This window comes from Burkholderia sp. L27(2015), from assembly GCF_009765705.1.
GTDB lineage: Bacteria > Pseudomonadota > Gammaproteobacteria > Burkholderiales > Burkholderiaceae > LMUX01.
Genome location: NZ_LMUX01000021.1, coordinates 758,312 through 774,363 on the forward strand (window position 1 = coordinate 758,312; position 16,052 = coordinate 774,363).

Genomic DNA, 16,052 nt, shown 5'->3' on the forward strand with positions numbered 1-16,052 from the left:
GTGCGGATATGCGCTGATGTGCGCGCCTGGTAAGCCAGACCCGCTGCTCACGGTATCTATCAAATCGTTCAGACAAAAGCTCATCCCACCCGCCGGCGTGAATTTACGTATAGTAAAATCAATTACGATTAGTTAAATCGTTGTTAACCCTAGTAACCGCGCATAGTAAGTAACGCTGCCCAGTAGCCCCGCCTGGTAATCTCGCCAAGTAACCCCGCGAAGTAACTGCGCGTCCCGACGCCCAGAACCCGCAAAATAAGTTCTAACAGGGGGAAAGCTACCGAAATGAATTGAAACGTTATATCATTTTGACCACGAACAATTCCGCACCGAGCTGACCCACGCTCGCCCCTTCCAACGAGGCTCATCATGAAACGACGCTTGCTTGCGTTCGCCGCGCTATGCGCACTTTCACTCGGCGCAGTCGCCCAAACGCCCGCCGCTGCGCAAGCGCCGGCTCAGACGGTCCAGATCGTCGCCGCCGAGAATTTTTATGGCGACGTAGCCAAGCAACTCGGTGGTGCACACGTCAACGTCACCAGCATCCTGAGCAACCCCGACCAGGATCCTCATCTATTCGAAGCCGACCCGCGTACCGCGCGCTCGCTCGCGCGCGCCAAAATGGTCGTGTATAGCGGCGCTGATTACGACCCCTGGATGGAAAAGCTGCTCAAGGCATCCCCGTCGAAAGATCGGCAGGTGGTCGTCGTCGCCGACCTGGTCGGCAAGAAATCGGGCGATAACCCCCATATCTGGTACGCCCCGCAGACCATGCCCACGCTGGCCAGCACGCTGCATGACTTTCTGAATCGCACCGACCCGGCCCATCAAGCCGAATACGACCAGCGCTACCAGACCTTTATCGCCTCGCTCAAGCCGATTGACGCCAAGGTGGCCGATATGCGCGCGAAATATGCGGGCCGCCCGGTCACCGCGACCGAACCCGTATTTGGCTATATGGCGCAAGCCGTGGGATTGACGGTGCGCAATGACAGCTTCCAGATTGCGATCATGAACGACACGGAGCCGAGTGCCGCCGATATCGCGGCCTTCGAGGGCGATCTGAAAGGGCGCAAAGTGCAGGTGCTGCTTTATAATGCGCAGGCTTCGAGCGCACTTACGCGCCGGATGCAGGCCTTGGCCAAAGCCTCGCGCATTACCGCCGTCAAAGTCACTGAAACCGAACCCCTGGGCATGAGCTATCAAAACTGGATGCTGTCGCAACTCAACGCGCTCGATACTGCGCTGGCCAGTTTCGTCCCATGACAGCACTGGCCGTCGAGCTCGATCACGTTACGCTGACGCTGTCAGGACGTACCATCCTGAGCGATGTCAGCCTGGCGATAGAGCCCGGCCAGTTTATCGGTGTGCTGGGGCCTAACGGCGCCGGCAAGACCACACTGATGCGCGCGCTGCTTGGCCTCGTGCCACCGGCGCAAGGCACACTACGCGTGTTGGGCGAACCGCTGCAGCGCGGCAATCCACGCATCGCCTATTTGCCTCAGGTACGAACCAGCGCCGCCGTGCGACGCCTGCGCGGCCGCGATTTCGTTCTGAGCTCCGCGTTGGGGCATCACTGGGGCCGCCCCTGGCCCGATGCCCGGGTGCAACACGAAGTCGATCGCGCGCTCGCGCAAGTCGGCGCAACCAAATTGGCCGCACGTCCGCTCGCGGAGCTTTCCGGCGGCGAGCGTCAACGGCTGCTGCTCGCGCAATGCCTGCTCGGCGAACCCGACATCCTGCTGCTCGACGAACCGCTGATCAGCCTCGACCCGAGCCATCAAAGCGGCGTGGTCGAGCTGGTGCGCGAACTGCAACAGCGCTTGCGCATTACCGTTCTATTCAGCGCGCATGAACTGAACCCGCTGCTCGGAGCGCTCGACCAGGTTCTTTACCTGGGCCACGGGCACGCAGCGTTGGGCACCGTCGACGATGTGATTACCGGGCCTGTCTTGTCGCGTCTTTACGGTGCGCCGATCGAAGTCGAACGCTTGCATGGCCGCATCTTCGTGATGTCCGGTGCTTATGAAGTCGAGCACGCAGCCCATGTCGGACACTCCCACGATGTTTGAATATGATTTCATGATCAACGCCTTCGCGGCGGCCGGCATCGTTGCTCTGATGTCAGGCGTGGTCGGCTTTTTCCTGGTGATGCGCGAGCAGACCTTCGCCGGCCATGCGCTCTCGCACGTGGGCTTTACGGGTGCAACCGGCGCGGTGCTGATCGGCGTCTCGCCGCTGTGGGGCTTGATCGGTTTTACGCTTGCCGCAGGCGTGAGCATGGGCTTGTTGGGCGGCAAGCTCGCCGGGCGCGATGTCGCGATCGGCGTGGTGCTGTCGCTCTCGCTCGGGACAGGCTTGTTGTTTCTGCATTTTTTTACGGCTTACGCAACTCAAGCGACCGCGCTGCTGTTCGGCAACGTGCTCGGCGTCGATCACGACACATTGGCGATCCTGCTCGGGCTTGGCGTGGTGTGCCTGAGCGCCATCGCATTGATGTTGCGACCGCTCGTGTTCGCCACGCTGCAACCGGAACTGGCGGAAGCCAAGGGCATTTCCTTGCGCTTTGTGTCGGTGATTTTTCTGGCCGTAGTGGCGCTCGCCACTGCCGCTTGCGCGCAAATCGTCGGGGTCTTGCTCGTGTTCACCTTGATGGTGGGACCTGCGGCCGCCGCGCAAAACCTCACGACGCGGCTGGGCAGAGGGGTCGCGATCGCGGCCGTGCTCGCACTCTTGCAAGCGTGGGGCGGGCTCACCCTGGCTTACTACACCAACTGGCCCACCAGCTTCTGGATTACTGCGTTGAGTGCCGTAGTGTACGGAGCCAGCATCGTCGTGCACCGTAGACGCGCCTGAGTCGATGACTCGCGCGCCGTACCGATCGAGCAGATCAACGCCCCATACTCGCTGGGCGGCAGCCGCTGGCAAATCATCGCATGGGTGATCCTGCCGGTCAGATAGTGTTGAACGCATCGAATTTCTTGCGTACCGATATCGTCGTGATGGGCATCATCGGTATCTTGGCCTATCTGTTCGACCTGCTGATGCGCCGCATCGAAGCGAAGCTGACGCCATGGAAAGGGCGCATGTGATGAGCTCAGGCGAAGAGCACGCTCGCGTGATGCTTAAGGTGATCGTCGATAAAGGTCGAGATGAAATAATAGCCGTGATCGTAGCCCGCATGACGGCGCAAGGTCAGTGGTTGGCCCACGGTGGCACAGGCGGCTTCGAATATCTCGGGACGCAGTTGCTCGGCAAGAAAGCTATCGGCGAGACCTTGATCGATCAGGATGCCTGCCTCGAAGGTGCGGCCCCGACTCAGCATCAGTTCGCTGGCATCGTACTGCCGCCAGCTTTCCCGATTCGCGCCCAAGTAGCCGGAGAATACTTTTTCACCCCACGGGCATTGCATGGGCGCGGCGATCGGCGCGAAGGCCGACACCGAGCGGAACAAGGTCGGATTGCGCAGCGCTAGTGTGAGTGCGCCGTGCCCGCCCATCGAGTGACCGAAGATACCGATGCGCGCGTCGTCGATCGGCAACTCGGCGCTTACGGCCGGCCGCAATTCGTCTACCAGGTACGAGTACATCCGGTAGTGACGCGCCCACGGTTGTTCAGTGGCATCGAGATAAAAGCCGGCGCCCGCGCCGAAATCCCATGAGGCGCTCTCGCCCTCGATACCTGTGCCACGCGGGCTGGTATCGGGCACGATCAGCGCGAGACCCAGTTGCGCGGCCATGCGCTGAGCGCCGGCCTTGATCACAAAGGTTTCTTCGGTGCAGGTCAATCCGGACAGATAGAACAGCCCCGGCACCGGACCCGCGCTCGCCTGCGGCGGAAGGTAGACAGCGAAACGCATCGGCAAGCCGATCTGCGTCGAGGCGTGGCGGTAAAACCGCTGCACGCCGCCGAAGCTGGCGTGTTCAGCAATGAGTTCGAACATCACGGCTTCCGATGAGTGGGGCTTAACAAGCGACAGCAAGCGGCTGCAAGTGGCTACGAGCGGCGGCTACAAGCGCCCGCCGAGCAAAACACCAGCCTAATACAGCACCACCGAACGAATCGACTCGCCGCTATGCATCAGGTCGAAACCTTCATTGATGCGTTCGAGCGGCAGCCGATGCGTAATCAGATCGTCGATATTGAGCTTGCCTTCCATATACCAATCGACAATTTTCGGCACATCGGTACGTCCGCGCGCACCGCCGAACGCCGAGCCTTTCCACTCGCGTCCGGTCACCAACTGGAACGGCCGCGTGCTGATCTCCTGACCCGCCGCCGCCACGCCGATGATGAACGATTGCCCCCAACCCTTGTGCGTGCATTCGAGCGCCTGGCGCATCACGTTGACATTGCCGATGCACTCGAAGCTGTAATCGGCGCCGCCATCGGTAAGCTGCACGATGTGGTCGACTACGTTCTCGGTTTGCTTGGGGTTGATGAAGTGCGTCATGCCGAACTTGCGCGCCAGCGCCTCGCGCGCCGGGTTGATATCGACACCGATGATCTTGTCGGCGCCGACCATGCGCGCCGCCTGTATCACGTTCAAACCGATGCCGCCCAGACCGAACACCACCACATTGGCGCCGGCTTCGACCTTGGCCGAAAACACCACGGCCCCCACCCCGGTCGTAACACCGCAGCCGATATAGCAAACCTTATCGAACGGCGCATCCTCGCGAATTTTAGCGACCGCGATTTCCGGCACCACGATGTAATTGGAAAAGGTCGACGTGCCCATGTAGTGAAACAGCGGCTTGCCGTCCAGCGAAAACCGCGACGTCGCATCCGGCATCAAACCGCGCCCTTGAGTCGAGCGTATGGCTTGGCACAGGTTGGTCTTGCGCGACAGGCAGAATTTGCACTGACGGCATTCAGGGGTGTAGAGCGGAATCACGTGATCGCCTTTCTTCAGCGAACGCACGCCCTCGCCCAGATCGACCACCACGCCCGCGCCTTCATGACCGAGAATCGCTGGGAAAATGCCTTCCGGATCGGCGCCCGACAACGTGTAGTAGTCGGTATGGCAGATGCCGGTCGCCTTGATTTCGATCAGGACCTCGCCCGCGCGCGGGCCATCGAGTTCCACTTCTTCTATCGTCAGCGGCTTGCCCGCTTGCCACGCAATAGCGGCTTTCGTTTTCATCGTATCTGCTCCCGAAAAATCAGCCGGCAGCGCCGGCCTTCGGCGCGCTGGCGGGTTGATCCACCTCAGCCGGCGCATCGGCATCGCGTGGCGGCTCGCCATTATTCTGCAGCCATCCGCCACCGAGCGCCTCATACAAGCTCACCAGATTGGTTAGTCGCTCCAGGCGCGCTTCGATCAAGGTCAACTGTTCGTTGTAGAGGGCCGTCTGCGCCGCGAGCACCGGCAAGTAACTGTCGACCCCGCTATTAAAGCGCAGCAACGACAGATCCAGCGAACGCTGGTTGGCGTAGACATCCTTCTCAAGCGCAACAATCTGTTCATCATACGTGCCGCGCGCGGCCAGGCCATCTGAAACTTCACGGAACGCAGTCTGGATCGATTTTTCATACTGCGCGACCGCGATTTTCTTCTGCGTCTTCGCGATATCCAGGCTGGCGCGCAGCGACCCAGCGTTGAAAATCGGCAACGTGATATCGGGCGCGAACGCCCAGTTGGCCGAGCCCGGCTTGAACAAACCGCCCAGCGTCGTGCTTTCGGTGCCACCCGTGCCGGTGATCACGATGGTCGGGAAGAACGCCGCGCGCGCCGCGCCGATATTGGCATTGTTGGCGAGCAGCGTGTTTTCCGCCTCGATGATGTCGGGACGTCGCGTCAACAGATCCGAAGGCAAGCCCGCAGGGATGTCCGCGAGAATACGCTGGTCGTCCAGCGTAAGCGGCGCCGGCAGATCGGCCGGCAACGGCTGGCCGACCAGCAGCACCAGTGCATTTTCCGCCTGTGCACGCGCCCGGATCTGCGCCTGGTAATTGGCCTGGGCCTGATCGACCACGGTCTCAGCCTGAAACAAACTCAGTTCGGTGCCGGTGCCCACGTCGAATTGCGCCTTGGCAAGCCGATACGAATCCTGCGAGCTACGCAGCGTGTCCTGGGTCACCTTCAACGCCTCGTCGTCCGAGCGCATCGCCAGGTACTGGTTTGCGACTTCGGACACGAGCAGGATTTCGGTCGCCTTGCGCGCCTGAGCCGTCGATAGGTACTGGTAAAGCGCCTGGTCCTTCAGGCTTTGCAGACGCCCGAAGAAATCCAGTTGCCACTGCGCCTGCAAGCCCACGCTGTAAATATTGGTGATGGCGCCGCTGCTCACGCTGCCCAGCCCCGTGGTGGTGCTCACGCCGCCGCTGGACTTCGATGCCGAGAACACACCAGGAGGCGTGCGTGAACGCGATTGCGAGCCGGCCGCCGTAATCTGCGGGAACAGGTTCGCGCGTTCAATCCGATACTGAGCCTGCGATACCTCGATATTGAGCACCGCGACGCGCAAGTCGCGATTATTGCGCAGGGCCAGCTCAACCAGCTTTTGCAGTTGCGGATCGCCGAGGAAATTGCGCCAGCCGATGTCCGAAGCGGCGAGCGCGCCAGCGCGTGTGCCCGATTCGGCATTGGACGCCTGTCCGCGATACGCTTCGCCGGTCGGGAAGGTTGCCGACACGGGCGCATCGGGGCGCACGTAATGCGGCGCCAAAGTGCAGCCCGCGGTGATGGCGGCCGCAGCCAGGGTCAGGGGTAAGGAAAAATTTCGCATCTTAGAGTCCCACCTTGTCTGCCGTGCCCGGGCCCGGTTCGTCGGGTTCGCTTGGCGGCGGGTTGGGTACAGCAGGCTTGGCCTTGCTGAACTTCTCGCGCACGACCACAAAGAACATCGGGATCAGGAAAATCGCCAGGAACGTTGCGGTCAACATGCCGCCGATCACGCCGGTGCCGATCGCGTGCTGGCTGCCGGAACCGGCGCCGTTACTGATCGCTAGCGGGAACACGCCGAGTATGAAGGCCATCGAGGTCATCAAAATCGGGCGCAACCGCAAGCGCGCCGCTTCCATGGCCGCATCCATCGCGCTCATGCCCTTGTCCTGCAGATCCTTGGCGAATTCCACGATCAGAATCGCGTTTTTCGCCGACAGGCCCACGGTGGTCAGCAAGCCGACCTGGAAATACACGTCGTTCGAAAGACCGCGTATCGTCGTGGCCAACAACGCACCGATAATCCCCAGCGGCACCACCAGGATCACCGAAAACGGAATCGACCAGCTTTCGTACAAAGCGGCCAGGCTCAGGAACACCACCAGAATCGAAATGGCGTACAGCAATGGAGCTTGTGCGCCCGACTGCTTTTCCTGGAACGACAGGCCTGTCCACTCGAAACCGAAGCCCGGCGGCAGCTTGGTGAAGAGCTGCTCCATGGTCTTCAGGGTGTCGCCCGAGCTCTTGCCCGCAGCCGCTTGACCCTGGATTTCGATCGAGGAAATGCCGTTGAAGCGTTCCAGTTTTGGCGAGCCGTAAATCCACTTGCCCGAGGCGAACGACGAGAACGGCACCATATTGCCTTGCGCATTGCGCACGTAATACGCGTTCATGTCTTCAGGGTTCATCCGGAACGGCCCGTCAGCCTGCACGTACACTTTCTTGATCCGGTTGTCGGTATCGAGGAAGTTGTTGACGTAGAGCGATGCCCACGCGATCGAGAAGGTCTGGTCGATTGTCGCTAAATTCAGCCCAAGCGCACTCGCCTTCTCGTGGTCGATGTCGACCTTGAATTGCGGGTTGTCGTTCAAACCGTTCGGACGTACCAGCGTGAGTACGGGATCTTTCGCCGCCAGCCCGAGCAACTGGTTACGCGCGGCCATCAGCCTGTCATGCCCGAATCCGGAAAGATCTTCGAGTTCGAAGTCGAAACCGGAAGCCGTGCCCAACTCCGGAATCGAAGGCGGGTTGATCGGGATGATCACCGCGTCCTTGAATCCGGCGAAGTGGCGAAACACCCGGCCGACCAAGGCATCCGACTTCAAATTCGCCGCGGTCCGGTACTTCCAGTCTTTCAGGCGCACGAACAACAGGCCGGAATTCTGGCCTCGGCCGGCAAAGCTAAAGCCGTCAACTTCGAAAGCCGCCTCGACCACATCACTTTCGTCTTTGAGCAAGTAATCGGCAACCGTATCGAGGACCTGCTGCGTGCGTTCCTGGGTTGCTCCAGGTGGCGTCTGGACCTGGATATACAAGGTGCCCTGGTCTTCCTGGGGTAGAAACGAAGTTGGCAAGCGCACAAACAGCAAACCGACCGCGACAACGATCACCGCATAAATCACCAGCCAGCGACGCGAGCGACGTATCACGCCCCTCACGCCATTGTGATAGTGGTCACGGCCTTTGTTGAAGTTTCGATTGAACCAGCCGAAAAAGCCTGTCTTCTCCTCGTGGTGGCCCTGGGGAATCGGTTTGAGAATTGTGGCGCACAGCGCGGGGGTCAGGATCAAAGCGACCAGCACCGACAAAATCATGGCCGCGACGATGGTAAGCGCAAACTGCCGGTAAATCGCACCGACCGAACCGCTCGAAAACGCCGACGGCACGAACACGGCCGACAGCACCAGCGCCACGCCGACCAGCGCACCCGTAATCTGCTCCATGGCCTTGCGGGTCGCATCCCTCGGTGACAAGCCCTCCTCGGCCATCACGCGCTCGACGTTCTCGACCACCACGATCGCATCGTCGACCAATAACCCGATCGCCAATACCAACCCGAACATCGACAAGGTGTTGATCGAGAAGCCCAGCGCCGCCATGACGCCAAAAGTACCCAGCAGCACGACCGGAACCGCGATGGTCGGAATGATGGTGGCGCGCAAGTTTTGCAAGAACAGGTACATCACGAGGAACACCAGCACGATGCCCTCGAACAGCGTTTTGATCACTTCCTCGATCGAAAGCCGCACGAATGGCGTGGTGTCATACGGATACTTGACGGCCATTCCCGGTGGGAAGAACTTCGACAACTGATCGATCTTCTGGCGCACGGCATTCGCCGTTTGCAAGGCGTTCGCGCCGGTCGCCAGTTGAATACCGAAACCGGCGGCCGGGCTGCGGTTGTACTTGGTGTCGACGTTGAAGTTTTCGCCGCCCAGATCGATCCGCGCAACGTCCTTCAAACGCACCTGCGAACCGTTGGTATTGACCTTCAACAGAATCTGGCCGAACTGCGCAGGGGTGCGCAGCAAGGTGGCTTCGGTAATGGTCGCGGTCAACCGCTGCCCAGGCTGCGCTGGCGTGCCGCCGAGCTGCCCGCCGGCAATCTGGACGTTTTGCGCCGCAACGGCGGCGGTAACGTCGACCGGCGTCAAGCCATAGCTATTGAGCTTGTTCGGATCGAGCCAGATCCGGATCGCGTACTGGGTGCCGAACACGGTCACCGTGCCTACACCATTGAGCCGACTGACCGGATCCTGCACGTGCGACGCGACGTAGTTCGCCAGGTCGTACTTGCTCATGCTGTTGTTTTCTGAAACGAACGCCAGAATCATCAAGAAGCTGCTGCTCGACTTCGTGACCTTCGTACCTTGCTGTTGCACGACTTGCGGCAACAGCGGCGTGGCCAGTTGCAGCTTGTTCTGCACCTGAACCTGGGCGATGTCAGGATTGGTGCCGGCCGCGAAGGTCAGCGTAATGGTTGCAGTGCCGCTGTCATCGCTGGTGGACGACAGATACAGCAAGTGATCCAGCCCGTTCATTTGCTGTTCGATCACCTGCGTCACGGTATTTTCGACCGTGGACGCCGAGGCGCCCGGATAAACCGCAGTGATCTGAACCGCCGGAGGCGCAATGGTCGGATACTGGGCGACGGGCAGCGATACGATCGACAGGCCACCTACCAGCATCAGGATAATTGCGATCACCCAAGCAAAAATCGGGCGATCGATAAAAAACTTGGCCATGAAGCTGGCTCCCTGTTATTGCGCTTTTTGCGTCGCCGCGGCATTCGCTGCGACAGCCGGTTGGGATGCTGCGGCCGGCGCTGCCGGTTGTTCCAGCTCCACAGGCTTGACAGTGCCGCCCGGCTGGATTTTCTGAACGCCCGCGACAATCACGCGATCGCCCGGGTTCAGGCCGGCGTCGATCACCCACTTGTCGCCTATCGTGCGGCTTGCGGTCACGACGCGCAGGCTGACCTTGTTGTCGGGCCCGACCACATACGTGGTTGCCTGGCCTTGCGGGTTATGCGTGATGCCGACTTCCGGCACCAACATCGCGCGATCATTCGAACCTTCGGTCAGCCGCGCGCGTACGAACATGCCGGGCAGCAGTTCATGTCTCGGGTTTGGGAATACCGCCCGCACGTCCACGGAACCCGTGCCCGAATCGACGGAAATGTCGGAGAACTGCAAAGTGCCCGTGATCGGATAGGGCGTGCCATCTTCAAGGATCAACGAAACCTTGGCGCGATTCTGGCTGTCCACCTGTAATTTTCCGTTGACGAAGTCGCGGCGCAAGCGCAGCCCGTCGAGACTGGACTGGGTCAAGTCGACGTAGACCGGATCGATCTGCTGCACGGTCGAGAGCAAGGTTGCGGCACTGGCTTGCACATACGCACCCGGCGTCACGGCAGATTTGCCGATGCGCCCGGTGATGGGCGACACCACCGACGTGTAGCTGAGGTTGATGCGAGCCGTTTCGACGCCGGCCTTACCGGATGCCACGTCGGCCTGAGCCTGGCCCAGCGAAGCGACAGCATTGTCGTAGTCCTGCTTGCTGACTGCGTTAGCCGCAACCAGCGTCTTGAATCGCGCCGCCTGAGCAGCCAGCGATACCACGTTGGCCTGCGCTTTTTGCAAGGTGGCAACCGCGCTGTCGTAGGCAGCCTGGGACGGCGCCGGGTCGATCAAGTACAGGCGCTGGCCTTGCTTGACATCAGAGCCTTCGACAAACTCACGACGCAGTACGACGCCGTCCACCCGCGCGCGCACGTCGGCGGCCAGGTACGAGTTCACTCGGCCCGGCAGTTCCGTGGTCACGGCCACGCTCTGCGGCTGCACGGTCACCACGGATACTTCGGGAATCTGCGGTGCCGGCGGTGCTGCCTTTTGCTCGCAGGCCGCGAGCATGAACAACGCCGCTGCACTGGTGGCAGCAACGACGGGGGAAGCTAAACGGAACGGAACCCGATAGACGCGCATGGAGCGACCTCTGTCTTGTATCAATGGATAAAAAAGCTGCGACGTGTAGGCCCAACCATGCGGCCTGCAACCACGCACACGCCTCTAGAATGCAGCGCCCATAAGGACGCGGCCGGACAGGTACGAGTCCGGCCGAAAATTAAAACCAAGTCGATCAGGAATCTGGCGGGTGGCCGTGACAACCCTAAGCATGGCGGTGTCGCTACAAACCGCTACGCCCACGCCGCTCGAAAACACAACAGCATAAACGATCAGTATGACGCCCGTATTCCGCTCATAAATCGAGCGCATCGTTGAACGCAGACCTATCATTTACCTGGCGAACCGTGCGTACGCATGCAACATGCTTCAACTCAATACCAACCCCGTGTATTATATATACATTCACGGATGTATGTTTCGCATTGAAACACCCGGTAACGAACCGGACTATCGTCGAACAGCAGACACACGCAGCTTCACGCTCGCGGTAATGGCCTGCCTCAGCGGGCCATTACACTTGCATTACAACGGGTGATGGCGATGGCCAGAAAAACCAAAGAAGAAGCGCTGGAGACTCGCAATCGCATCATCGATACCGCGGAACACGTGTTCTTTCGGCAAGGCGTATCGCGCACCTCGCTGACCGATATCGCAAACGCGGCCGGCGTAACGCGCGGCGCCATCTACTGGCACTTCAAGAACAAAGCCGATTTATTTGCAGCGATGTTCGATCGCGTCAAATTGCCGCTCGACGAACTGGTCGCGGCCACGCTGGATGCGCGCGAGCCGGACCCGCTCGGCCGAATCGCAGACGTGCTGGTCCATTGCTTGCGCGATACGCTGCTCGACCCGCGCCGCCGCCGGATTCTGGATATTCTGTTTTTCAAATGCGAATTTACCGACGACATGGGCGATGTCGTGGCGCGTCACCAGCTCAATGTGCGCGAGGGCCGCGAACGATTGGAAGGGGGTTTGAAGAATGCGATCGCGAAAGGCCAGTTGCATCCTGACCTCGATACGCATCTTGCGACCGGTCTGATGCATGCCATGATTACCGGCTTGCTCAGCGATTGGCTGTTCACGCCGGGATGCATCGATCTGGAAGGAAAAGCCGAGCAGGTGGTCCAAGCCTGCTTTGACATGCTGAAGACCAGCCCGGTGTTACGCAAAAATCCGTTGGCTAAAAAAGCCCGCTAACCCGAGCCCGCTCACTCATTCCACGAAAAATCGAGCTTCTGATGACCATTCCGGCCTATCGTGACCGAGCGGGTCTGGTCATGACCGTCGTAAGTGGCCTTGACCGTATATTTGCCGGGATGCAGTTGAACCAGCATGTACGGTCCGCGCGAATCAGCCTGCAGCACGGCCGTGCCACCGCCGTCGGTAATCTTGACATGAACGTCCGCGAGGTAATCGGCGCCTGCGCCCGTGAACCGCATCGACAGCGGCCAGCGCGGCGCCTCGGTGCGCAGCGCCTGAGATTCGTCCAACCCCACCCCGCCCGTCACGAACGTCACGTCGCCTTGGTGCAACGGCTGCGGCAAACCGCCGGTGTCGTCCTGCGCGTGAGCGGCAAAGGGGACGGCACAAGCCGCACTTAACGCGAGCGCGGCAAACCAGCGTTGCTTGAGTTTCGTCATGACTACACTCCTGTCTTGATGCAAGGTTTAGAGAGGCTAGAGCGGCGCGCACTGCATCGCGCGCCGGTCACTAAACAGAATAGTCGGGTCGCGCGCGGCGGCGCCTTTCAACATCCACGCGGCACATCTGCGTCGGATCATACGTTAAGCGACCCGCCTTTGGATAGTGAGCCATACCCGCATCAGACCCGGCCGTCGGCCCTTAAGTTCAACCCGCCCACGGCCGCCCGTGCGCCTTCCTAGCTCTCTAGCCCAAATCGACCGGGACAAATATGCGCGTGTCGTCGCGCTGGATCAGCAAGGCGACACTGCCCGAGGCCTTGGCAATCCGGTCGCGCAACTGGGTCGGAGAACTGACCGGCTGACCGTCGATCGCCAGGATCACGTCACCAGCCTGGATGCCCGCGTTGGCTGCCGGCCCACTCGCCTGCTCGACCACCAAACCCTGAGCAATCGACGACTCCTGCTTCTCCTGCGGGGTCAACGCGCGCACAGCAACGCCGAGCTTGCCTTGCGGAGCATCCGGCGTATTCGAGGCAACCGTGGCGTCGGACAGTTTGCCCAGCGTCACCGCAAGCTCCTGCCCCGCGCCATCACGCCATATCTGCAACTGCGCTTGCGTACCCGGTTTCAAATTGGCGATCTGTGAAGGCAGATCGGTCGAGTCCTGCACGGCCTCGCCATTAACCTGCAAGATCACATCGCCCGCCTTGATCCCCGCCTTGGCCGCCGGACCGTTGGGCTCGACCGCGCTCACTAGCGCGCCGCGCGGGCTCGAAAGACCAAAGGACTTCGCCAGCGACTGATTGATCTCCTGCACCGTCACGCCGATACGGCCGCGATCGACATGCCCGGTTTGCACCAACTGCTGTTCGACCTTGATTGCGGCATCGATCGGGATTGCGAAAGAAAGACCCTGGAAGCCACCGGTCTGGCTGTAGATCATCGAATTGATACCGATCACCTCGCCGTTCAGATTGAACAGCGGGCCACCCGAATTACCAGGATTGACCGGCACGTCGGTCTGAATATACGGAATGTAGGTCTCATCGGGCAACGAGCGCGCCTTGGCGCTGATGATCCCCGAGGTCACCGTATTGTCGAAGCCGTACGGCGAGCCGATCGCCACCACCCATTGGCCGACCTTGCTTTGATTCGGGTTGCCGATCTTTACGATAGGCAAATTCTTGGCATCGATTTTCAGCACCGCGACATCGGACTGCTTGTCGCTGCCGATCACCTTGGCGGTGTATTCACGCTTGTCGGTCAGCTTCACGGTCACGACGTTGGCGCCGTCAATCACGTGCGCGTTGGTCAGGATGTAGCCATCGGGGCTGACGATGAAACCCGAGCCCAGGCTTTCGCTAGGCCCTTGGTTTTGCGGCATCGCACCGCCGTAGAAGTGCTTGAAGAATTGATAGAACGGATCGCTCGGATCGAGCGGCAATTGTTGCTGCTGTGCCTGGGGCGCGGCCTTGCCTTGATGGCGGGCACTGATGTTCACCACGGCCGAGCCATAGGTCTCAACCAGTCCTGAAAAATCGGGGACACCGGTTTTTGCGGCGGCCTCTGCAGGCATCAACGCGGCTTGCGCGGGCGTGACCAGCACGGGCGGCTCGACCCCGCGATGACCGGCCACGTAACCCGCGGATAGCGCAGCAACTACGGCGATCGCAACAGCGCTACGCGACAGAATCTTCGTCTTCATCATGTACTCCTAGATTTTCCAAATGACCGATCGTGCTAGACGATGATGCAACGATAGAAGGAGTCTCTTAAAGCAAACTTAAATAAGGCTATCACGGCGACAGATAGCTTCAAATGCGTAGCTTCCGTTGGCAAACCCGGTTGGGTAACCTCAGTTGCGGGGCGGAACTCGCGGCTTCAGAAACGCACCGTCACGCGCAAGCCGACACCCTTGGGGCCTTCGTCCAATGTGATGCTGGCGCCGTGCTGATTGGCAATGCGCTGCACGATCGCGAGCCCCAGCCCGCTGCCGGCGGCCGTATCGGTGCTGCTATCACTGGCCGGATCGACGCAACCGGGGCCGCGGTAGAACCGGTCGAACACACGCGCGCGTTCGCCAATGGGAATGCCCGGTCCGGTGTCACAGATCTCGACCAGCGCATGGCCGTCCGACTCGCGCACCGCCACGTCGATGCACCCGCCTGCAGGCGTGTATTTGAGCGCGTTGTCGACCAGATTATTAAATAGCACCCGCAAACTGGCGGCGTCGCCTGTCACTTTCACCGGGGCCGCCGCCTGGCCCGTTTCCGGAAATCCGAGGTCCAGACCTTTGTGCAGGGCAAGCGCGGTATAGGCGGCGATGCACTCGGAGAGCAGTGCCTTGAGATCGACCTCCGTCCACGTGCTCGGCGCAGTCACCCTCAGCCCCCCGGCGCTCCCCGCGGCGAGTGACTCGGCAGTGTTCGCGCCGCCGGCCGCCGGTTCGGCGCGCGCCAGCGCCAACAATTGCTCGACCATCCGCGTGGCTCGCACCACGCCCTGCTTCAGATCGCCCAGCGCCTCGCGACGCTCCTGCTCGGAATGGGCGCGTTCCAGCAATTGCACCTGCAAATTGAGCGCCGCCAATGGGGTACGCAGTTCGTGAGCGGCATCGGCGACAAACGCTTTTTGCGTATCCAGCCCATCCGCCAAGCGCTTGAGCAACCGGTTCAATGCGTGCACCAGCGGCCGCACTTCAACTGGCAGGCCACTGTCGGGCATCGCGTCGAGCGCGTCGGGATGACGCGCGTCGACCGCACGCGTGACGCGGCGCAACGGCTGCAACCCGCGTCCGACCACAAACCAGACCAGCACGCCCAGCACCGGCAACAGGATCAGCAGCGGCCAGAGCGTGTGCCAGGCCGTCAGCGCGGCAAGCTCATTGCGGATACTCATCGGCTGCGCGACCTGTACGACGTTGTCGCCCACCACCGCGCCGTACACGCGCCAGTCGCCACGCATCGTATGCTCGGTGGAGAACCCAAGCTCGGCATGAGGCGCGAGCGGCGCGCGCGGATGCGAGTAATACAGCAGGTTGCCGGTGCGGCTCCAGATCTGAATCACCACGCTGCCGCCGTCCTGGTCCTGATTCGCGCCGAGCACCGACGAAAACGGTTCGGAAGGCAAGGCCGCCGCGGTCTGCTCAAGTTGATAGTCGAACAGTTCGTTGACTTCGGTTTGCGCCTGCCGGTAAATCAACCAGCCGGCCGACGCGACGCCGGCCAATACCGTGGCCAGCAGCGTGACCAGCAAACGACGCCGGATCGAGTGCAT

At 60.9% G+C, this 16,052-nt stretch carries 12 protein-coding genes and 1 pseudogene; 5 read left to right on the top strand and 8 right to left on the bottom strand.

Annotated features, from left to right (window positions below):
• The first annotated feature begins 369 nt into the window (after positions 1-369).
• The 4 genes and pseudogenes from GSQ77_RS21800 to GSQ77_RS21815 all read left to right on the top strand — a co-directional run.
• Positions 370-1,266, top strand: coding sequence for a metal ABC transporter solute-binding protein, Zn/Mn family (locus GSQ77_RS21800; RefSeq protein ID WP_158904831.1), 897 nt, complete (start codon positions 370-372; stop codon positions 1,264-1,266).
• Complete coding sequence (locus GSQ77_RS21805; protein WP_158904832.1) at positions 1,263-2,072, top strand: metal ABC transporter ATP-binding protein; 810 nt, start codon at positions 1,263-1,265, stop codon at positions 2,070-2,072. Before GSQ77_RS21800 ends, GSQ77_RS21805 begins: the two co-directional genes overlap by 4 nt.
• Positions 2,065-2,856 carry a metal ABC transporter permease gene (locus GSQ77_RS21810; protein WP_158904833.1) on the top strand — a complete coding sequence of 264 codons (792 nt, stop codon included), beginning with the start codon at positions 2,065-2,067 and terminating at the stop codon, positions 2,854-2,856. Before GSQ77_RS21805 ends, GSQ77_RS21810 begins: the two co-directional genes overlap by 8 nt.
• 12 nt (positions 2,857-2,868) lie before the next feature.
• Positions 2,869-3,092: pseudogene (locus tag GSQ77_RS21815) on the top strand (taurine ABC transporter permease); the annotation flags it as partial.
• A gap of 5 nt (positions 3,093-3,097) precedes the next feature.
• On the opposite strand, the gene fghA reads toward GSQ77_RS21815, so the two are convergent.
• From fghA to GSQ77_RS21840, 5 genes are all read right to left on the bottom strand, one after another.
• On the bottom strand, positions 3,098-3,943 hold the full coding sequence (gene fghA, locus GSQ77_RS21820; protein WP_158904834.1) for an S-formylglutathione hydrolase: 846 nt from the start codon (positions 3,941-3,943) through the stop codon (positions 3,098-3,100).
• Between the two features lie 96 nt (positions 3,944-4,039).
• Positions 4,040-5,146: an S-(hydroxymethyl)glutathione dehydrogenase/class III alcohol dehydrogenase gene (locus tag GSQ77_RS21825; RefSeq protein WP_158904835.1), complete on the bottom strand. Its 1,107-nt coding sequence runs from the start codon at positions 5,144-5,146 to the stop codon at positions 4,040-4,042.
• Between the two features lie 19 nt (positions 5,147-5,165).
• A complete protein-coding gene (locus GSQ77_RS21830; RefSeq protein WP_158904836.1) occupies positions 5,166-6,731 on the bottom strand; it encodes an efflux transporter outer membrane subunit in 1,566 nt (521 codons plus the stop codon).
• Between the two features lies 1 nt (position 6,732).
• Positions 6,733-9,912, bottom strand: coding sequence for an efflux RND transporter permease subunit (locus GSQ77_RS21835; RefSeq protein WP_158904837.1), 3,180 nt, complete (start codon positions 9,910-9,912; stop codon positions 6,733-6,735).
• Between the two features lie 15 nt (positions 9,913-9,927).
• Complete coding sequence (locus tag GSQ77_RS21840; RefSeq protein WP_158904838.1) at positions 9,928-11,151, bottom strand: efflux RND transporter periplasmic adaptor subunit; 1,224 nt, start codon at positions 11,149-11,151, stop codon at positions 9,928-9,930.
• Between the two features lie 522 nt (positions 11,152-11,673).
• Here GSQ77_RS21840 and GSQ77_RS21845 point away from each other — a divergent pair.
• Positions 11,674-12,330, top strand: a complete 657-nt coding sequence (locus GSQ77_RS21845; protein ID WP_158904839.1) for a TetR family transcriptional regulator — start codon at positions 11,674-11,676, stop codon at positions 12,328-12,330.
• A gap of 11 nt (positions 12,331-12,341) precedes the next feature.
• On the opposite strand, the gene GSQ77_RS21850 is transcribed toward GSQ77_RS21845, so the two are convergent.
• The 3 genes from GSQ77_RS21850 to GSQ77_RS21860 all read right to left on the bottom strand — a co-directional run bounded on the left by GSQ77_RS21850 (position 12,342) and on the right by GSQ77_RS21860 (position 16,052).
• Positions 12,342-12,773, bottom strand: a complete 432-nt coding sequence (locus GSQ77_RS21850) for a carboxypeptidase-like regulatory domain-containing protein (RefSeq protein ID WP_158904840.1) — start codon at positions 12,771-12,773, stop codon at positions 12,342-12,344.
• 247 nt (positions 12,774-13,020) lie between these two features.
• A complete protein-coding gene (locus GSQ77_RS21855) occupies positions 13,021-14,481 on the bottom strand; it encodes a DegQ family serine endoprotease (protein ID WP_158904841.1) in 1,461 nt (486 codons plus the stop codon).
• A gap of 176 nt (positions 14,482-14,657) precedes the next feature.
• Entirely contained in the window at positions 14,658-16,052 is a 1,395-nt protein-coding gene (locus GSQ77_RS21860) for an ATP-binding protein (protein WP_158904842.1), read from the bottom strand.